Genomic DNA, 20,031 nt, shown 5'->3' with positions numbered 1-20,031 from the left:
CTGGCCGACGGCCACGGGCGCACCGTCTCCGAGCTGGGCGCCGCCGTCGGCACCCGCCCCACCACCCTGACCAGCGTCCTGGACCGGCTGGACCGAGGCCGTCGCCTTCGGCACACGGCAGCTCCTCGCGCATGTCGAGGTCTCCCTCGCGCGCGCCGAGCAGGAGCGCACCGCGGCGGACGCCGCCAAGGCCCGCCGGGAACAGGAACTGACCGCCGCGCGCACCGCCGGCCGCGACCTGAAGGCCGAGCTCGACAAACTGACGGATTCGGTTCACCGCGGTGAGGTACTCGGGGCCGAGAAGCGGCTGCGTATCGAGCAGCTGGAGTCGAAAGCGCTGGAGGAACTCGGTGTGGAGCCGGCGGGACTGGTCGCGGACTACGGTCCTGATCAGCCTGTGCCGCCCTCGCTCCCCGCCGAGGGCGAGGAACTGCCCGAGGACCCGGAGCACCCGCGCAACCAGCCCCGGACGTTCCACCGCGCCGAGCAGGAGAAACGGCTCAAGTCAGCCGAACGGGCGTACCAGCAACTGGGGAAGGTCAACCCGCTCGCCCTGGAGGAGTTCACCGCGCTGGAGGAACGGCACAAGTTCCTCAGTGAGCAGTTGGAGGACCTCAAGAAGACGCGTGCGGACCTGCTTCAGGTCGTGAAGGAGGTCGACGAGCGCGTCGAACAGGTCTTCACCGAGGCGTACCGGGACACGGCCCGACAGTTCGAGGGGGTCTTCAGCCGTCTCTTCCCGGGCGGCGAGGGCCGGCTGATCCTGACCGACCCCGACAACATGCTCACCACGGGTGTGGACGTGGAGGCGCGTCCCCCGGGCAAGAAGGTCAAGCGGCTCAGCCTGCTCTCGGGTGGTGAGCGCTCACTCACCGCGGTCGCGCTCCTCGTGTCGATCTTCAAGGCCCGGCCCAGCCCGTTCTACGTGATGGACGAGGTCGAGGCGGCGCTCGACGACACCAACCTGCAGCGGCTGATCCGGATCATGCAGGAGCTGCAGGAGGCCTCGCAGCTGATCGTCATCACGCACCAGAAGCGGACGATGGAGGTCGCCGACGCGCTGTACGGCGTCTCCATGCAGGGCGACGGTGTGTCGAAGGTCATCAGCCAGCGTCTGCGCTAGATACGTGTATCAGGCACCGGTCCTCACCTGGGCTTCTTGCTGACTTCAATACTTGAACAAGCGAGGGCTTCGTGTGTGTCCAGAATTCACAGTTGATGACCGCTTGACTTCGAAACTTGAAGGCATAGTCTCTGCAGCGTTGCTTTTACCTTCAGGTGGTGAGCGGCGTGGAGTTGTGCGCCACTGGATCCACCGAGAAGGGCTCGCCCCCACCCCCGGCAGCGAGGCCGGTGGCCCGAGGAGTTACCCGTGACCAGCACTGCGCAGCCACCCAAGTCAGGAGCCCGAGCGGCTCATCCCGAGCATCTCGGCCATGTCATCTTCATCGCCGCGGCGGCTGCCATGGGCGGCTTCCTCTTCGGTTACGACAGCTCTGTGATCAACGGCGCCGTCGAGGCGATCCGGGACCGCTACGACATCGGCTCCGCGGCGCTCGCCCAGGTCATCGCCATCGCGCTGATCGGCTGTGCGATCGGTGCGGCGACCGCCGGCCGGATAGCCGACCGCATCGGCCGCATCCGCTGCATGCAGATCTCCGCTGCGATGTTCACGATCAGCGCCGTCGGTTCGGCTCTGCCCTTCGCGCTGTGGGACCTCGCCTTCTGGCGCGTCATCGGCGGTTTCGCCATCGGTATGGCCTCCGTCATCGGCCCCGCCTACATCGCCGAGGTCGCCCCGCCGGCGTACCGCGGACGCCTCGGATCCTTCCAGCAGGCCGCGATCGTCATCGGCATCGCCATCTCGCAGCTCGTCAACTGGGGCCTGCTGAACGCGGCGGGCGGCGACCAGCGCGGCAAGCTCATGGGCATCGAAGCCTGGCAGGTCATGCTCGGCGTCATGGTCGTCCCCGCCGTCCTCTACGGCATGCTCTCCTTCGCGATCCCCGAGTCCCCGCGCTTCCTGATCTCCGTCGGCAAGGACGCGCGCGCCCGCGCGATCCTGGCCGAGGTCGAGGGCAGGGAAGTCGACCTGGACGCGCGCGTGCTGGAGATCGAGCACGCGATGAAGAGCGAGCACAAGTCGACCTTCAAGGACCTGCTCGGCGGCGGCTTCTTCTTCAAGCCGATCGTCTGGGTCGGTATCGGGCTCTCGGTCTTCCAGCAGTTCGTCGGCATCAACGTCGCGTTCTACTACTCCTCGACGCTGTGGCAGTCGGTCGGTGTCGACCCGACGGACTCGTTCTTCTACTCCTTCACGACGTCGATCATCAACATCATCGGCACCGTGATCGCCATGATCTTCGTCGACCGGATCGGCCGCAGGCCGCTCGCGCTCATCGGCTCTGTGGGCATGGTCGTCGGTCTCGCGCTGGAGGCCTGGGCGTTCTCCTTCGACCTCGTCGACGGCAAGCTGCCGAGCACGCAGGGCTGGGTCGCGCTGATCGCCGCCCACGTCTTCGTCCTCTTCTTCGCCCTCTCCTGGGGTGTCGTCGTCTGGGTCTTCCTCGGCGAGATGTTCCCGAACAAGATCCGCGCCGCCGCGCTCGGCGTCGCCGCCTCCGCGCAGTGGATCGCCAACTGGGCCATCACCGCGAGCTTCCCGTCGCTGGCCGACTGGAACCTCTCCGCGACCTACGTGATCTACACGGTCTTCGCCGCACTCTCCATCCCCTTCGTGCTCAAGTTCGTGAAGGAGACCAAGGGCAAGACCCTGGAGGAGATGGGCTAGCCCGCAAGGGCTCCCCGAAGCTCGGGGAGAAGGGCCAAGTCCCCGCTGCCCCTCTCCTCGTACCCTCCGCCGCCCCGGCCGGGTGATCGAACCCTCCGGGGCGGCGGTGCCGTACCCGCGCTCGACGTCCTCCGCGGGAACGGTTGTCGCCGCGGCTCAGTCGTCCAGCGCCGGCAGCACCTGCTCCGCGAACAACCGCAGGCTCCGCCACCCCTCCGCCACCGGCATCCCGCCCGCCAGCGGGTGCAGCACCAGGCTGTCCAGGCCCTGCGCCACGCACGCGTCGGGTGTGAGGACGCGGTACACGCCCTCCGCGCGCAGCTCGTCGACCGTCGTGGCGGCCGACTTCACCGCCGAGCGGATGTCACCGGACTGCCAGGAGGCGTACGTCCGCGCCTCGTGCAGGAAGTGGCGGCCGTACTCGGCCCAGGCCCGGTCCGGGTCCTCGGCGATGTGCAGCAGCGGGGTCTCGGCCGCGGGCATCATGGTCCAGCCCTCGGTGCCGTACTCGACGAGCCGGTCCTTGTAGTACGCCTCCAGCTCCGGCAGGTGCGCGCTCGGGAAGAACGGCAGCCCGAGCCGGGCGGCACGGCGGGCCGCGGCCTTGGAGGAGCCGCCGACCAGCAGCAGGGGATGGGGATCGGTGTACGGCCGCGGAGTGACCCGGACCCTGCGGCCCCGGTACTCGAACTCCTCGCCCGTCCACGCCTTCAGCACCGTCTCCAGCAGTTCGTCCTGGAGCCTGCCGCGCCGCTTCCAGTCCACGTCGAAGAGGGCGTACTCCTCGGGCCGGTAACCGATCCCGGCCACGGTGATCAGCCGTCCGCCGCTCAGCAGATCGAGTACGGCGATCTCCTCGGCCAGCCGCAGCGGGTCGTGCAGCGGGCCGATGACCGCCGACACGGTGACCGCGATGCGCCGGGTCGCACCGAAGACCGCGCCCGCGAAGGCGAACGGCGAGGGCAGCCAGTTGTTGGCGACCCCGTGGTGCTCCTCCGTCTGCACGGTGGTGATGCCGTGCTCGTCGGCGTACGCGGCCATCTCGACCGCCGCCTTGTAGCGGGCGCTCAGCGAGGCGGGCGTGGCGTCGGGGTCGACGAGGTTGAAGCGGACGACCGTCACGGGCATGAGGAGACCCCCTTCGTGTGTGGAGGGGGACGGTAGCTGACGGTGCGTCAGACGGCCAGAGGTGCGGGCCTTCCCGTGCGGGGGTGCGTCCGTGGTGCCCGGGGGTTGTCGGTGGGCGAGGCCGCGATCGACGCTGAATATCATGGTTCAGTGCGTTTTGCACCATAAGGGGGGCGTGAAGCGTCCCGTCTCGCGCCGGGCCGTACCCCTCCTTCGGTGGGGATGGATACTGGACGAGTTATGGAAACCGTCATCCTTGCTGTAGTCATCGCCGTGGTCGTGATCGGCGCGCTCGGCGGGCTCGTCATCGGCAGTCGCAGAAAGAAGCCACTGCCTCCGCAGGCACCCACCAAGACGCCCGACATCACCGCCCCTCCGGCCGAACCGCATGTCGGCGACGAGGCCGAGACACCGCGCGACGAACCGCGCCGCACGATCGAGGAGGTGGACCTCCCGGACGCCTCGGCGGCGGCCCCCGTCGTCGTCGAGGAACCGCCCGCACCGGCGATCGAGGTCCCCGAGCCGACCGCCGGCCGGCTCATCCGCCTGCGCGCACGGCTCTCCCGCTCGCAGAACGCGCTCGGCAAGGGGCTGCTCACGCTGCTCTCGCGCGAGCACCTCGACGAGGACACCTGGGAGGAGATCGAGGACACGCTGCTCACCGCCGACGTCGGTGTGCAGCCCACCCAGGAGCTGGTCGAGCGCCTCCGCGAGCGCGTGAAGGTGCTCGGCACCCGCACGCCCGACGAACTGCGCGGGCTGCTGCGCGAAGAGCTGCTCACCCTCCTCGAACCCGGATTCGACCGCGCCGTCAGGACCGACTCGAACCTCGACACCCCCGGCATCGTGATGGTCGTCGGGGTCAACGGCACCGGCAAGACCACCACCACCGGCAAGCTCGCGCGCGTGCTCGTCGCCGACGGCCGCAACGTGGTGCTCGGTGCCGCCGACACCTTCCGTGCCGCAGCCGCCGACCAGCTCCAGACCTGGGGCGAGCGCGTGGGCGCCCGCACCGTACGCGGCCCCGAGGGCGGCGACCCCGCCTCGATCGCCTTCGACGCCGTCAAGGAGGGCATCGAGGAGGGCGCCGACGTCGTCCTCATCGACACCGCGGGCCGGCTTCACACCAAGGCCGGGCTCATGGACGAGCTCGGCAAGGTCAAGCGCGTCGTCGAGAAGCACGCCCCGCTCGACGAGGTGCTCCTCGTCCTCGACGCGACCACCGGGCAGAACGGCCTGGTCCAGGCGCGCGTCTTCGCCGAGGTCGTCGACATCACCGGCATCGTGCTGACCAAGCTCGACGGCACGGCGAAGGGCGGCATCGTCATCGCCGTCCAGCGCGAGCTGGGCGTACCGGTCAAGCTGGTGGGCCTCGGCGAGGGCGCCGACGATCTGGCGCCGTTCGAGCCGGAGGCGTTCGTGGACGCCCTGATCGGCGAGTGACCACTCCCTGAAAGTGACCACTTCCCGAAATCGGTAGGTGCGTGCCAAGAAGCGCCCGGCCCCAAGGTGCAGTTGGGGTCGGGCGCTTCGCTGTGTGAGCCCGAGCGGGCAGCCGCTATGCGCGCGAGCGATGCGCCACGTACGCCAGCGTGCCGAGGAGCAGCCGTGCCTGCGGTGGCCGCGTCGCCGAGTCGAGGGCCGGGGGGCGCAGCCAGCGGACCGGGCCGAGGCCGCCGCGGTCGGAGGGCGGGGCCGTGATGTACGCGCCGGGGCCCAGGGCGCCCAGGTCGAGCGCGGCGTCGTCCCAGCCCGTGCGGTAGAGCAGCTCGGGGAGCTCGGCCGCCGCGCCGGGGGCGACGAAGAAGTGGGCGCGGCCGTCCGGCGTCGCGGTCACCGGACCCAGGGGGAGCCCCATGCGCTCCAGGCGGGCGAGGGCCCGTCGGCCGGCGGGCTCGGCGACCTCGATTACGTCGAAGGCGCGGCCGACCGCGAGCATCACCGCGGCGCCCGGGAACTCGGTCCAGGTCTGGGTGGCCTCGTCGAGTGTGGCACCGGCGGGCACGGTCGGTGCGAAGTCCAGCGGATGTGCGCCCGGCGTACGGCAGTCCGTCCTGCCGCACGAACACGCCCCTGCGGACGCCCGTGCGCCGGGCACCACGTCCCAGCCCCACAGCCCGGTGAACTCGGCCACGGAGGTGCACTCCGAAGAGCGGCCGCGGCGGCGTGCGCCGGGCCGGATTTCGCGAATGCCCCGGCTGCTGCCGATCGTGAAGCCCATGCCCCCTCCAACGGGTCCTACGCGCCGGTGGTTACGACCGGTGGTCATGAGACGGAAGCGGAACGTCAGCCCCCGTGCTGCCACTTGGGTGCCGCGCGGTCCTGGCGGCGCCCGGTGGTGTCACGGGTGGTGCGCCCGGCATCGTGCGCCCCGGTGTGCACCGCTCCGCCCACTCCCGGCCGTCCTATGTCAAGTGAATCGCTTGGAGGCGTCCGGGAGTTCATTCGAAGGGGTGGCGAATGGTGGCGTTTCCGGGTTCGCCATGGCCGGAGCAGTGATCGTAGGATTACTTTGAGTGCACGAGTCCTGGGGACGTATGCACTCGTGGGTATGCCGGGGGCAAGTCGGTTTCCCGTTCGAAGGGTGAGAACCACCGGACGCGCGGCCGTATTTACCGGCATTCTGATAGGGCTTGGCGCACGCAGCGTACAAGTGGTCTCAGGGATGGGGGCGTTCCAGTGGGCGGCAACGGCGGAAGCGGGACGACCGCGACTGGCACGGACAAGCGCCCCAATGAGCTGCTGGGCTCGTGGTTTGTGCGCAGCGGCTGGTCGAAGGGCGAACTCGCACGGCAAGTGAACCGCAGGGCCCGCCAGTTGGGGGCCAATCACATCTCCACGGACACCTCCCGCGTTCGCCGCTGGCTCGACGGGGAGAATCCGCGCGAACCGATCCCGCGGATCCTGTCCGAGCTCTTCTCCGAGCGCTTCGGCTGCGTGGTCGCCGTCGAGGACCTGGGCCTGCGCGCCGCCCGCCAGTCACCGTCCGTGTCCGGAGTGGACCTCCCCTGGACGGGTCCGCAGACCGTGGCGCTGATCAGCGAGTACTCGCGCAGTGACCTGATGCTGGCGAGGCGCGGCTTCCTCGGCACCTCGCTCGCCCTCGCCGCGGGCCCGTCGCTCATCGAGCCCATGCAGCGCTGGCTCGTGCCCAGCCCCGCCGCCCCGCAGGAGGAGCCCGAATCGGCGGCCGCGGCGCGCCGCGGCGGCCGGCTCTCCAAGCCCGAGCTGGACCTGCTGGAGTCCACCACCGTGATGTTCCGGCAGTGGGACGCCCAGTGCGGCGGCGGCCTGCGCCGCAAGGCGGTCGTCGGCCAGCTCCACGAGGTGACGGACCTGCTCCAGGAGCCCCAGCCCGCCGCCACCACCCGGCGCCTGTTCAAGGTCGCCGCCGAGCTGGCGGAGCTCGCGGGCTGGATGAGTTACGACGTGGGGCTCCAGCCCTCCGCCCAGAAGTACTTCGTGCTCGCGCTGCACGCCGCCAAGGAAGCGGGCGACAAGCCGCTCGGCTCGTACGTCCTGTCCAGCATGAGCCGCCAGATGATCCACCTCGGCCGGCCCGACGACGCACTGGAACTGATCCACCTCGCGCAGTACGGAAGCCGCGACTGCGCGAGCCCGCGCACCCAGTCGATGCTGTATGCGATGGAGGCCCGCGCCTACGCCAACATGGGCCAGCCCGGAAAGTGCAAGCGCGCCGTCCGGATGGCCGAGGACACCTTCGAGGACGTCCTCGAATTCGACGAGCCCGAGCCCGACTGGATCCGCTTCTTCTCCGAGGCCGAGCTGCACGGCGAGAACTCCCACTCCTACCGCGACCTCGCCTACGTCGCAGGCCGCAGCCCCACGTACGCCTCGATGGCCGAGCCGGTGATGCAGCAGGCCGTCGACCTATTCGCCAAGGACGCCGAGCACCAGCGGTCGTACGCACTGAACCTCATCGGCATGGCCACCGTGCACCTGCTGCAGCGCGAGCCCGAGCGGAGCACGGTTTTGGCCAAGGAGGCGATGGCGGTCGCCAAGAAGGTGCGCTCCGAGCGTGTGAACACTCGTATCCGAAAGACGGTCGACACGGCCGTCCGCGACTTCGGGGGTCTCGCCGAGGTCATCGACCTCACCGAACAGCTCGCCGTCGACCTGCCCGAGACCGCCGAGGCGGTCTGAGGAAACCCCGGGCCCACCAGGCAGAACCCAAGGGCCCACTGGACCCCGGCCGCGGCCGGCCATCCCGAACCGACCGACTCGGCTCCCCCCATGCCAGGTCATCGGATGGCCGTCCGCGGCCGGTTTTCGCGGCTCCGGGGAAGGTTGCGCCACGATAACGATCGCTTGGCCCGACATCAGCCAGTTCATGGACGCGTAACACGCAAGGCGCCTTCGTCACCGCGGCGAAACATCGAGGGGCGTCGACCGAAACCGCGCTGCGCCAATCTCATGGCGCATAACCGGCCCGCCCCTCATACCGCTCTCAGGCTTCGCCCGCACGGGGCCGTACCAATGACGAGGAGACGCCGATGGCACCAGCCATCACCCTTGCCGCAGAAGCGCCCAAGCTTTCTGCCGCCAACACAGGGTTCATGCTCATCTGTTCCGCCCTGGTGCTGATCATGACGCCCGGCCTTGCCTTCTTCTACGGAGGCATGGTCCGCGTCAAGAGCACGCTGAACATGCTGATGATGAGCTTCATCAGCATAGGGATCGTCACCATCCTGTGGGTGCTGTACGGCTTCTCCATGGCCTTCGGTACGGACTCCGGCAGCGTGATCGGCTGGAACTCGGACTGGGTCGGCCTCAGCAAGATCGGTCTGACGGACCTGTGGCCCGGCTACACCATCCCGATCTTCGTCTTCATGGTCTTCCAGATGATGTTCGCCATCATCACGCCGGCCCTGATCAGCGGTGCGCTCGCCGACCGCGTGAAGTTCACGGCCTGGGCGCTGTTCGTCGCCCTGTGGGCCACGGTCGTCTACTTCCCCGTCGCCCACTGGGTCTGGGGCACCGGCGGCTGGGCCTTCGAGCTGGGTGTGATCGACTTCGCCGGTGGTACGGCGGTGCACATCAACGCGGGTGCCGCGGCGCTCGGCGTGATCCTCGTCATCGGCAAGCGCGTCGGCTTCAAGAAGGACCCGATGCGCCCGCACAGCCTCCCGCTGGTCATGCTCGGCGCCGGTCTGCTGTGGTTCGGCTGGTTCGGATTCAACGCCGGCTCGTGGCTCGGCAACGACGACGGCGTCGGCGCGCTGATGTTCGTCAACACGCAGATCGCCACCGCCGCCGCCATGCTGGCCTGGCTCGCCTACGAGAAGATCCGCCACGGCGCGTTCACCACCCTCGGTGCCGCCTCCGGCGCGGTCGCCGGTCTGGTCGCGATCACCCCGTCCGGTGGTGCGGTCACCCCGATCGGCGCGATCGCCGTCGGCGCCATCGCCGGTGTGGTCTGCGCCATGGCGGTCGGCCTCAAGTACAAGTTCGGCTACGACGACTCGCTCGACGTCGTCGGTGTCCACCTGGTCGGCGGTGTCATCGGCTCCCTGCTGATCGGCTTCTTCGCCAGCGGCAAGGGCCAGTCCACCGCGACGGGCGTCTTCTACGGCAACCACTCCTTCGACCAGCTGTGGAAGCAGTGCGCCGGTGTCTTCGCCGTCCTCGCCTACTCGCTCGTCGCCTCCGCGATCCTCGCCTTCCTGATCGACAGGACGATCGGTATGCGGGTCACCGAGGACGAGGAGATCGCGGGCATCGACCAGGCCGAGCACGCCGAGACCGCATACGACTTCAGCGGCGCGGGCGGCGGAGCGGCCCGCAGCGCCGCACCGAGCCCGGCCCAGGACGCGGCGACCAAGAAGGTGGACGCATGAAGCTCATCACCGCCGTCGTGAAGCCTCACCGGCTCGACGAGATCAAGGAGGCCCTGCAGGCCTTCGGGGTCCACGGACTGACGGTCACCGAAGCCAGCGGCTACGGTCGGCAGCGGGGCCACACGGAGGTCTACCGCGGCGCCGAGTACACGGTGGATCTGGTTCCCAAGATCCGTATCGAGGTACTGGCCGAGGACGACGACGCCGAACAGCTCATCGAGGTCATCGTGAAGGCCGCCCGAACCGGCAAGATCGGTGACGGCAAGGTGTGGTCCCTCCCGGTCGAGACGGCCGTGCGGGTCCGGACCGGGGAGCGCGGCCCGGACGCGCTCTGAACGGACCGGCTCAAAAGAAGAGAAAGACAGGAGTCGCTGGGTGACGAGTACGGACATGCGTACGGATGCAGAGGACTCGGGACCCAGCGGCTATGCGGCGGCCCGGCTGCGCCTCCTCCAGGAGGGGGCGCAGTCCGGGCCGCCGCGCCGTGCGGCCCTCGCCGAACTGACGGACGACTGGCTCACCGGCCTGTTCACCGCCGGCACCGAGGGACTGCGCGGCGCCTCACTCGTCGCCGTCGGCGGCTACGGACGCGGCGAGCTCTCCCCGCGCAGCGACCTCGACCTGCTGCTCCTGCACGACGGCAGCGACGCCGGCGCGGTCGCCGCCCTGGCCGACCGCATCTGGTACCCCGTCTGGGACCTCGGCCTCGCCCTCGACCACTCCGTCCGCACGTCGGCCGAGGCACGCAAGACCGCGGGCGAGGACCTCAAGGTCCAGCTGGGCCTGCTGGACGCCCGCCACCTCGCGGGCGACCCCGCCCTCACCGCCGGACTGCGCACGGCCGTCCTCGCCGACTGGCGCAACCAGGCGCCGAAACGGCTCCCCGAACTCCAGGAACTCTGTGCCGAGCGGGCCGAGCGGCAGGGCGAGCTGCAGTACCTGCTGGAACCCGACCTGAAGGAAGCACGCGGCGGCCTGCGCGACACGACCGCCCTGCGTGCCGTCGCCGCCTCCTGGCTCGCCGACGCGCCACGTGAAGGGCTCGCCGACGCCCGGCGCCGCCTGCTCGACGTCCGCGACGCCCTCCACCTGGCCACCGGCCGCGCCACCGACCGGCTGTCCCTCCAGGAACAGGACCAGGTCGCCGCGGAACTCGGCCTGCTGGACGCCGACACACTGCTGCGCCAGGTCTACGAAGCGGCGCGCGTCGTGTCGTACGCGAGCGACGTGACATGGCGCGAGGTCGGGCGGGTGCTGCGATCACGTGCCGTGCGCCCGCGCCTGCGCGCCATGCTGGGCGGCGGCAAGCCCGTCGCCGAACGCTCGCCGCTCGCCGAGGGTGTGGTCGAGCAGGACGGCGAGGTGGTGCTCGCACGCGCCGCGCGCCCCGAGCGCGACCTCGTGCTCCCGTTGCGCGCCGCGGCCGCCGCCGCGCAGTCCGGACTCCCGCTCTCCCTGCACGCCGTACGGCGCATGGCCGCCACCGCGCGTCCGCTGCCCACGCCCTGGCCAGCCGAGGCGCGCGAACAGCTCGTCACGCTGCTCGGCTCGGGCCGCCCGACCATCGAGGTCTGGGAGGCGCTGGAGGCGGAGGGCCTGATCACCCGCCTGCTGCCCGACTGGGAGCGGGTCCGCTGCCGCCCGCAGCGCAACGCCGTGCACATCTGGACCGTCGACCGGCACCTCATCGAGACGGCGGTCCGCGCCTCCGAGCTGACCCGCCGGGTGGGCCGCCCCGACCTGCTCCTCGTCGCCTCCCTGCTGCACGACATCGGCAAGGGCTGGCCCGGCGACCACTCCGTCGCCGGCGAGATCATCGCCAGGGACGTCGCCGCACGCATCGGCTTCGACCGCGCGGACGTCGCCGTCCTCGCCACCCTCGTACGCCACCACCTGCTCCTCGTCGAGACGGCGACCCGGCGCGACCTGGAGGACCCGGCGACGGTCCGCTCCGTCGCCGAGGCCGTCGGCTCCCAGGGCACCCTGGAACTGCTGCACGCGCTCACCGAGGCGGATGCGCTGGCCACCGGACCGGCCGCCTGGTCCTCGTGGCGCGGCTCCCTGGTCGCCGACCTCGTCAAGCGGGTCGCCGCCCTGCTCGCCGGGGACGACCCCGAGGAGCCGGAGGCCCTCGCGCCCACGGCCGAGCAGGAACGGCTCGCGATCGAGGCGTTCCGCACCGGCGGGCCCGTGCTGGCCCTGCGCGCGCAGACGGAACCACCGGCCGAGCAGACCGAGGCCCCCGGCGACCCGGAACCCCTGGGTGTCGAACTCGTCATCGCCGTGCCCGACCAGCCCGGCGTGCTCCCGGCGGTCGCCGGCGTCCTCGCCATGCACCGTCTGACCGTGCGCACGGCCGAACTGCGCGCCCTGGACCTCCCCGACGACGTCGAGGGCTCCGTCCTGCTCCTGAACTGGCGCGTGGCCGCCGAGTACGGCTCGCTCCCGCAGGCCGCCCGACTGCGCGCCGACCTCGTCCGCGCCCTCGACGGCTCCCTGGACATCGCCGGCCGCCTCGCCGAGCGCGACGCCGCCTACCCGCGGCGCCGGGGCGTGGTGGCACCGCCGGCCCGGGTGACCGTCGCCCCGGCCGCCTCCCGGCACGCCACCGTGATCGAGGTGCGCGCGCACGACGCCCCCGGGCTGCTGCACCGCATCGGCCGGGCCCTGGACCAGGCGAACGTCCAGGTGCGCAGCATGCACGTCTCCACACTCGGCGCGAACGCCGTGGACGCCTTCTACGTCACCGGTCCCAAGGGCGCGCCCCTGCCGGGGGAGGAGGCGGCCTCCGTGGCACGTGCGCTGGAGGAGACGCTGCGCGGCTGAGTGGCTCGGGTTCCGTACGGTGCGGGGCCGGAGCGTCCGGTTCCGTACGGGATCGGGGGCCGGCCCCGGTCTCGTACAACCGCGGTGGAGACCCCACCACACGCGGCCAGATACCCTGGAGGGCGATTCCCATCGCCCCCGACCCCTGAGGACCGACGAGCGCCGTGTTCGATACTCTCTCCGATCGCCTCTCAGCGACGTTCAAGAACCTGCGGGGCAAGGGCCGACTGTCCGAAGCCGACATCGACGCCACCGCACGCGAGATCCGTATTGCGCTCCTTGAGGCCGACGTGGCCCTCCCGGTCGTGCGGACCTTCATCAAGAACGTCAAGGAGCGCGCGCTCGGTAGCGATGTCTCCAAGGCGCTGAACCCGGCCCAGCAGGTCCTGAAGATCGTGAACGAGGAACTCGTCACGATCCTCGGCGGTGAGACCCGCCGCCTGCGGTTCGCCAAGAACCCGCCGACCGTGATCATGCTCGCGGGTCTGCAGGGTGCCGGTAAGACGACCCTCGCGGGCAAGCTCGGCAAGTGGCTGAAGGACCAGGGCCACTCGCCGCTCCTCGTCGCCGCCGACCTCCAGCGCCCGAACGCGGTGAACCAGCTGAGCGTCGTCGCCGAGCGCGCGGGCGTCGCCGTCTACGCGCCCGAGCCGGGCAACGGCGTCGGCGACCCGGTCAAGGTCGCCAAGGACTCCATGGAGTTCGCGAAGACGAAGGTCCACGACATCGTGATCGTGGACACCGCGGGCCGCCTGGGCATCGACCAGGAGCTGATGCAGCAGGCCGCGGACATCCGCGACGCCGTCAGCCCCGACGAGATCCTCTTCGTCGTCGACGCGATGATCGGCCAGGACGCGGTCAACACGGCCGAGTCCTTCCGGGACGGCGTCGGCTTCGACGGCGTGGTCCTCTCCAAGCTCGACGGTGACGCCCGCGGTGGCGCCGCCCTGTCGATCGCCTCCGTGACCGGCAAGCCGATCATGTTCGCGTCGAACGGCGAGAAGCTCGACGACTTCGACGCCTTCCACCCTGACCGGATGGCCTCCCGCATTCTCGACATGGGTGACCTGCTCACCCTGATCGAGCAGGCGGAGAAGACGTTCAGTCAGGAAGAGGCCGAGAAGATGGCCTCCAAGCTGGCGTCCAAGAAGGGCCAGGACTTCACCCTGGACGACTTCCTGGCCCAGATGGAGCAGGTCAGGAAGATGGGCAGCATCAGCAAGCTGCTCGGCATGCTGCCCGGCATGGGCCAGATCAAGGACCAGATCAACAACCTCGACGAGCGCGACGTCGACCGCACGGCCGCCATCATCAAGTCGATGACCCCGGCCGAGCGCCAGGACGCGGCGATCATCAACGGCTCGCGCCGCGCCCGTATCGCCAAGGGTTCCGGCGTCGAGGTCAGCGCTGTGAAGAACCTGGTCGAGCGGTTCTTCGAGGCCCGCAAGATGATGTCGCGCATGGCCCAGGGCGGCGGCATGCCGGGGATGCCCGGGATGCCGGGCATGGGCGGCGGCCCCGGCCGTACGAAGAAGAAGGTCAAGCAGGCCAAGGGCAAGCAGCGCTCCGGCAACCCGATGAAGCGCAAGCAGCAGGAGCTGGAGGAGGCCCAGCGCCGCGAGGCCGGGGCCCAGCCGGGCGGCAACGCGTTCGGGCTGCCCCAGCAGGCGGAGGACTTCGAGCTGCCGGACGAGTTCAAGAAGTTCATGGGCTAGTTCATCGGCCGGTTCACGGGCTGACGACTCGTCCTGTACGTCCTTGGGGGCGCTCCTCTCCGGAGGGGCGCTCCCGGTGCGTTCTGCGGGTGCCGGTGCCTGCCTCGTGTCGTAACGTCCGCATATGAGCAACCCTGTGCCGCCACGCAAGACCCCGGAGAAGCCGTGGCGTACCGAGGGCACTCCCGAGGAGCCGCCGAAGCCGCCGTCCGGCGGGAGGAGACCTTTTCGGGGCGGCTGGTGGAACCTGGCCCTCACCGCGCTGATCGTCTTCCTCATCGCCAACCTCGTGCTGTCGTTCTTCAACGAGGGCGACGAGCCGACGATCTCGTACACGGAGTTCAGCAAGCAGGTCGACGACGGCAACGTCACGAAGATCTACTCCAAGGGCGACGCGATCCAGGGGCAGCTCAAGGACGCCCAGGACAACCCGGAGGGCGACGGGAAGTACACCAAGTTCAAGACCCAGCGCCCGTCCTTCGCGGACGACCAGCTCTGGGAGGACCTGACCAAGCACGACGTCACGGTCACCGCGGAACCGGTCGTCCAGCACCGCAGCTTCCTCGCCAACCTGCTGATCTCGCTGGCCCCGATGCTCCTCCTGGTCGTGCTGTGGATCTTCATCGCACGCCGGATGCGTGCGGGCCTGGGCGGCGGAGCGGGCGGCATGCTCGGCCGCAAGGCGCCTCCCAAGCCGGTCGAGCTGGAGCCCGGGTCCCAGCGCACCACGTTCGAGGACGTGGCCGGGATCGACGAGGTCGAGGGCGAACTCAACGACGTCGTGGACTTCCTCAAGAACCCGGACGCGTACCGGAAGATGGGCGCCAAGATGCCCCGCGGTGTGCTGCTGGCCGGCCCGCCCGGCACCGGCAAGACGCTGCTGGCGCGGGCGGTCGCGGGAGAGGCGGGGGTGCCGTTCTTCTCGGCCTCGGCCTCCGAGTTCATCGAGATGATCGTGGGCGTCGGCGCCTCGCGCGTCCGCGAACTGTTCGCGGAGGCCCGCAAGGTGGCGCCGTCGATCATCTTCATCGACGAGATCGACACCATCGGGCGGGCCCGGGGCGGCGGCGCCGCCATGGGCGGCCACGACGAGCGCGAACAGACGCTGAACCAGATCCTCACCGAGATGGACGGCTTCTCGGGCTCGGAGGGCGTGATCGTCATCGCTGCGACGAACCGCGCCGACGTGCTGGACCCGGCGCTGACCCGCCCGGGCCGCTTCGACCGCGTCGTCAACGTCTCCCCGCCCGACCGCGGCGGCCGCGAGGCGATCCTGGAGATCCACACCCGCAGCATCCCGCTCGGCCAGGACGTCGACCTCGCCCAGGTGGCGCGCACGACCCCGGGCATGACCGGCGCGGAACTGGCCAACCTCGCCAACGAGGCCGCCCTCCTCGCGGTCAAGCGCCAGCAGGACCAGGTGACGCAGACCGACCTCTCCGAGGCGCTGGAGAAGGTGCAGCTCGGAGCCGAACGCTCGCTCGTCATGTCCGACGAGGAACGGCGCCGGACGGCGTACCACGAGAGCGGCCACGCCCTGCTGGGCATGCTGCAGCCCGGCGCCGACCCCGTCCGCAAGATCACCATCGTGCCGCGCGGCCGGGCCCTCGGCGTGACGCTGTCGACGCCGGACTCGGACAGGTACGCGTACACCGAGGAGTACCTGCGTGGCCGGATCATCGGCGCGCTGGGCGGCATGGCGGCGGAACAGGTCGTCTACGGAGTCATCACGACCGGCGCCGAGAACGACCTGGAGCAGGTCACCAACATCGCCCGCGGCATGGTCGCGCGCTGGGGCATGAGCGAACGGGTGGGCCGCCTGTCGGCGCTCCCCAACGACGCCCAGCAGGCCTACGGCCTCGCGGCGGCCCCGCAGACCCTCGACGCCATCGACGGCGAGATGCGGCGCATCGTCGACGAGTGCTACGAGGAGGCGCGCCGCAAACTGCGCGACCACCGGGGCCAACTGGACGCGCTCGCCGGGGCGCTCCTGGAGAACGAGACCCTGGAGGAGGCGGACGCGTACCGCATCGCGGGGGTCACACGGCTGACGAAGGACGCGTAACCGGGAATCGACGCGTAGCCGGGAATCGGCAGTGAGATGTGTCGGGCCCCGGACCGGGTGGTCCGGGGCCCGACACAGTGCCTGCGGCGGCTACTTGGCGGCGGTGTTGGCGAACTTCCAGATGTACGGCTCGCCGTCCTCCTCGGACCAGTGGATCTCCGCGTTCTTCGCGCTCGCGGGGATCAGGTAGGCCTCGCAGAAGGTGTGACTCTCGCCCTGCTTCCAGCTCTCGACGTCGTAGGCGTCCTCGCAGCCCGGGACGCCCTCGGTGGAGGAGCCGATGAGGATCGCGCCGCGCTGTCCGTCGGCCCAGACGGTGGCGTTGTCGTTCGCGTCGGACGAGCTCGTGATGGCCGGTCCGCTCTTGTGCGTGAACTTGACGTGGGCGATGGCGAGCACCTTGCCCTTGGCGTCCTTCTTGTCCTGGACGAGCTTCGCCGCCTCGGCCTCGGTGCCGATGTCGACCTTCGTGGCGAGGACGTCGTAAGTGACCACGCCCTCCTCCTCCTTGACCTTCCCCGTGGCGCTCTCGCCGCTTGCCATCTCGCCTCCGGACGCGGCCTCGGACTTCGAGGCCTTGGCTGCCGGAGTGGCCGTGCTCTTCGCGTCGGCGTCCGCCTTGTCGTCCCCGCCGCCGCAGGCGGTGAGGGCGAGGGCGAGGACGGCGACGGGCGCGGCGAGGCGCAGCGCGGTCTTGTGGTGCAGCAAAACAGCTCCTGTATGCAGATGTGTTGTCCCCCGGGCGGTCCGAAAGGCTATGGGGGAGGCGTGCCACTTGGCGAAACGAGAAGCATCCTCGTCCGCTTTCTTCACACCCTTCACACATGCATCGGAGAAATCGCGGCGCGCTCCGAACTTCCCGGACCAGGCGCGCAGTTCAGGGAGTCCGGGCGATCAGGTACCGGAACACGTTGGGCATCCACACCGTGCCGTCCCGCCGCTGATGCGGATGCAGTGCCTCCGTCAGCTCCTTGTCGACCTGCGCCTGGTCCGTCGCGTCGACCGCCGCGTCGAACAGGCCCGTCGACAGCAGCCCCCGCACCGCGCTGTCCATGTCGGCGTACCCGAAGGGGCAGGACACCCGCCCGGAACCGTCCGGCTTGAGACCGGCCCGCTGGGCGACCTCCTCCAGGTCGTCGCGCAGAGCCGGCCGCCAACTGCCGGCGCTGCGCAGCGGATCCGCCAGCTTGGTGGCGACGCGGAGCACGGCCGAGGTGGCGCACCGCTCCGGCGGGCCCCACCCGGCGAGGACGACGGGCGTACCGCGCTCGGTGAGGGGCGCGGCCGACTCCAGCAGCGTGCCGAGCCCTTCGGAGTCGCGCGCCAGGCACCCGATCGGCTCGAAGGCGGTCACCAGGTTGTACGCGGGCGTCTCCGCGCCGGCCGCGTCCACGGGGGAGCCGTCGATGATCCGGGTGTCGCCGCACGCGCGCGTGCCCCACGCCCCCGGCAGCAGGCGCTCCCGTGCGAGAGCCAGCCGCTCGGGTGCCGAGGAGTCGACACCGGTGACCGCGGCGCCCCTGGACGCCGCTATCAGCAGGGCGAGCCCCGAACCGCAGCCCAGGCCCAGCAGTCGCGTTCCGGCACCCACTTCGAGCCGCTCGTAGACGGCCTCGTAGAGCGGTACCAGCATCCGCTCCTGGATCTCGGCCCAGTCACGCGCGCGTGCACACGGATTCACGCGGGGCGCCGGTCCCGCGTGAGGGCGGTGTGGCCGCACGAGCGTAGGTGTCATCGAAAGCGCCCCAATCTGCCGAGAGTTGCTCCTGTGCCCCGTTGGTCCGCCCCCGTGCAGTGCGCTCGCACTCCCCCCGTATGCCAGGAAACTCCGCGCCCGTCGTGGCGTCCAGGGGTCGTCAGGCCTCTCCTTGTGCGACACCTGTGCGCACTTTTCGAGTGCCGCTCCCGGGGATCTTCGAGTGCCCCTCCTGGGGGGTCTTGGAACGCTCCTTCGGGGGATAAGCGATTGCCCTTGCCGGGACCCGCCCCCGTAGCATGCGCGCCATGGCAAAGGCACCTGTTCTCACGCCCAGGGCGGACGATTTCCCCCGCTGGTACCAGGACCTGATCAACAAGGCCGAGCTTGCGGACAACGGGCCGGTGCGGGGCACCATGGTCATCCGGCCGTACGGGTATGCGCTGTGGGAGCGGATGCAGCAGGAGATGGATGCCCGCATCAAGGAGACGGGCACCCAGAACGCGTACTTCCCGCTTCTGATCCCGCAGTCGTACCTCACCAAGGAGGCCGACCACGTCGAGGGCTTCGCGCCCGAACTCGCCGTGGTCACGCACGGCGGCGGCAAGGAGCTCGAGGAGCCCGCCGTGGTCCGCCCCACCTCCGAGATGATCGTCAACGACTACTTCTCGAAGTGGGTGCAGAGCTATCGCGACCTGCCCCTGCTGATCAACCAGTGGGCGAACGTGGTGCGTTGGGAACTGCGGCCGCGCCTGTTCCTGCGGACCACCGAGTTCCTGTGGCAGGAGGGACACACCGCGCACGCCACGTACGAGGAGGCGCGCGACTTCGCCGCCCGCATCCACCGGAAGGTCTACGAGGACTTCATGGTGAACGTCCTCGCCATGGACGTCGTTCCCGGCCGCAAGACCGTCAAGGAGCGCTTCGCGGGCGCCGTCAACACCCTCACGCTCGAAGGGATGATGGGCGACGGCAAAGCCCTACAGATGGCCACCAGCCACGAGCTGGGCCAGAACTTCGCCAAGGCCTTCCAGACCCGGTACCTGTCGAGGGAAGGCAAGCAGGAACTGGTCTGGCAGACCTCCTGGGGCTCGACCACCCGCATGATCGGCGCCCTGGTGATGATGCACGGCGACGACAACGGCCTGCGCGTGCCGCCGCGTCTCGCCCAGGTCCAGGCCGTCGTCCTCGCGATCAAGGGCGATGACGCGGTTCTGGCCAAGGTCCACGAAATCGGCGACAGGCTCACGGCGGCGGGCGTACGCGTCCAGGTGGACGACCGCACCGACACCCCCTTCGGGCGCCGCGCCGTCGACTGGGAACTCAAGGGCGTACCCGTACGCATCGAGGTCGGACCCCGTGACCTGGAGAACGGCACCGCGATGCTCGTCCGCCGGATTCCCGGCGGCAAGGAGCCGGTGGCGATCGACGCCCTTGCGGAACTGCTCCCCACCGTCCTCGAAGAGGACCAGGCACTGCTGCTGCGGCAGTCGCGCGAGCGCCGCGAGTCCCGTACGTCGGACGTGGCCACGTTCGACGAGGCCGTCGAGGTCGCCGCCGCCGGCGGCTGGGCGCGCATTCCGTGGGCCGACCTCGGAGAAGAGGGCGAGGCCGGGCTCGCCGCGCACTCGGCGACCGTACGGTGTCTGGTCACCGCCGACGGGTCGGTGCCCGACGCGGACGACGCACCCGGTAACGTCGCGGTCGTCGCACGCGCTTACTGAGTGGGGCCGTTCCTCGGCGAGACCGACCGAAACGCCTCTTGCGCATCCGATGACCACAGGTGCCCCGGCGCGCGGACATCGTGTACACGCTGGGACGTACGGGTTACTACGTACCGGCTAGGTGTGAACTGTGAGGCTTCTCCGCAGATCAGCGCACCCGCCCTCGTCCGGACGCATCAGCGGCAACTGACGGGTACGTGCAAATTATTTGGGATGGCCCGGAATAGG

Annotated in this window: 13 protein-coding genes and 1 pseudogene; 10 read left to right on the top strand and 4 right to left on the bottom strand. The window is 70.1% G+C overall.

The features are described from left to right. Positions 1 to 94: 94 nt before the first annotated feature. Together ABZS97_RS10045 and ABZS97_RS10040 are read left to right on the top strand one after the other, a co-directional pair. Positions 95 to 1,123, top strand: a pseudogene (locus ABZS97_RS10045) (AAA family ATPase); the annotation flags it as partial. Positions 1,124 to 1,372: 249 nt separating this feature from the next. Beyond that, entirely contained in the window at positions 1,373 to 2,791 is a 1,419-nt protein-coding gene (locus tag ABZS97_RS10040) for a sugar porter family MFS transporter (RefSeq protein ID WP_356135671.1), read from the top strand. 156 nt (positions 2,792 to 2,947) lie between these two features. On the opposite strand, the gene ABZS97_RS10035 is transcribed toward ABZS97_RS10040, so the two are convergent. Further along, complete coding sequence (locus tag ABZS97_RS10035) at positions 2,948 to 3,919, bottom strand: LLM class flavin-dependent oxidoreductase (RefSeq protein ID WP_356135669.1); 972 nt, start codon at positions 3,917 to 3,919, stop codon at positions 2,948 to 2,950. 240 nt (positions 3,920 to 4,159) lie between these two features. On the opposite strand from ABZS97_RS10035, the gene ftsY reads away from it, so the two are divergent. Next, entirely contained in the window at positions 4,160 to 5,362 is a 1,203-nt protein-coding gene (ftsY, locus tag ABZS97_RS10030) for a signal recognition particle-docking protein FtsY (RefSeq protein WP_356135667.1), read from the top strand. A 115-nt stretch (positions 5,363 to 5,477) separates the two neighbouring features. Here ftsY and ABZS97_RS10025 read toward each other — a convergent pair whose 3' ends face one another. Next, a complete protein-coding gene (locus ABZS97_RS10025; RefSeq protein ID WP_356135665.1) occupies positions 5,478 to 6,140 on the bottom strand; it encodes a bifunctional DNA primase/polymerase in 663 nt (220 codons plus the stop codon). A 458-nt stretch (positions 6,141 to 6,598) separates the two neighbouring features. On the opposite strand from ABZS97_RS10025, the gene ABZS97_RS10020 reads away from it, so the two are divergent. From ABZS97_RS10020 to ftsH, 6 genes are all read left to right on the top strand, one after another. Continuing rightward, entirely contained in the window at positions 6,599 to 8,083 is a 1,485-nt protein-coding gene (locus tag ABZS97_RS10020) for a hypothetical protein (RefSeq protein WP_356135663.1), read from the top strand. A gap of 350 nt (positions 8,084 to 8,433) precedes the next feature. Then, entirely contained in the window at positions 8,434 to 9,777 is a 1,344-nt protein-coding gene (locus tag ABZS97_RS10015; protein ID WP_356135661.1) for an ammonium transporter, read from the top strand. Further along, complete coding sequence (locus ABZS97_RS10010) at positions 9,774 to 10,112, top strand: P-II family nitrogen regulator (protein ID WP_030990174.1); 339 nt, start codon at positions 9,774 to 9,776, stop codon at positions 10,110 to 10,112. The genes ABZS97_RS10015 and ABZS97_RS10010 overlap by 4 nt, the downstream gene beginning before the upstream one ends. A 40-nt stretch (positions 10,113 to 10,152) precedes the next feature. After that, the gene (locus ABZS97_RS10005) at positions 10,153 to 12,603 is read left to right on the top strand and encodes a [protein-PII] uridylyltransferase (RefSeq protein WP_356135658.1); all 2,451 of its coding nucleotides are present in this window, start codon (positions 10,153 to 10,155) and stop codon (positions 12,601 to 12,603) included. 164 nt (positions 12,604 to 12,767) lie between these two features. Next, positions 12,768 to 14,318, top strand: coding sequence for a signal recognition particle protein (ffh, locus tag ABZS97_RS10000; RefSeq protein ID WP_356135656.1), 1,551 nt, complete (start codon positions 12,768 to 12,770; stop codon positions 14,316 to 14,318). A gap of 124 nt (positions 14,319 to 14,442) precedes the next feature. Continuing rightward, positions 14,443 to 16,383, top strand: coding sequence for an ATP-dependent zinc metalloprotease FtsH (gene ftsH, locus ABZS97_RS09995; RefSeq protein ID WP_356135654.1), 1,941 nt, complete (start codon positions 14,443 to 14,445; stop codon positions 16,381 to 16,383). A gap of 90 nt (positions 16,384 to 16,473) precedes the next feature. Here ftsH and ABZS97_RS09990 read toward each other — a convergent pair whose 3' ends face one another. Beyond that, entirely contained in the window at positions 16,474 to 17,091 is a 618-nt protein-coding gene (locus tag ABZS97_RS09990; RefSeq protein ID WP_356135652.1) for a hypothetical protein, read from the bottom strand. 169 nt (positions 17,092 to 17,260) lie between these two features. Further along, positions 17,261 to 18,118: an SAM-dependent methyltransferase gene (locus tag ABZS97_RS09985; RefSeq protein WP_356135650.1), complete on the bottom strand. Its 858-nt coding sequence runs from the start codon at positions 18,116 to 18,118 to the stop codon at positions 17,261 to 17,263. 269 nt (positions 18,119 to 18,387) lie between these two features. On the opposite strand from ABZS97_RS09985, the gene proS reads away from it, so the two are divergent. Further along, positions 18,388 to 19,803, top strand: a complete 1,416-nt coding sequence (gene proS / locus ABZS97_RS09980) for a proline--tRNA ligase (protein WP_356135648.1) — start codon at positions 18,388 to 18,390, stop codon at positions 19,801 to 19,803. The last annotated feature ends 228 nt before the right edge of the window (positions 19,804 to 20,031 follow it).

The organism is Streptomyces sp. NPDC005485 (genome assembly GCF_040606085.1).
Lineage (GTDB): Bacteria > Actinomycetota > Actinomycetes > Streptomycetales > Streptomycetaceae > Streptomyces.
Note: the sequence above shows the minus strand (reverse complement) of the source record. Positions and strands in the feature narration are given on the sequence as shown.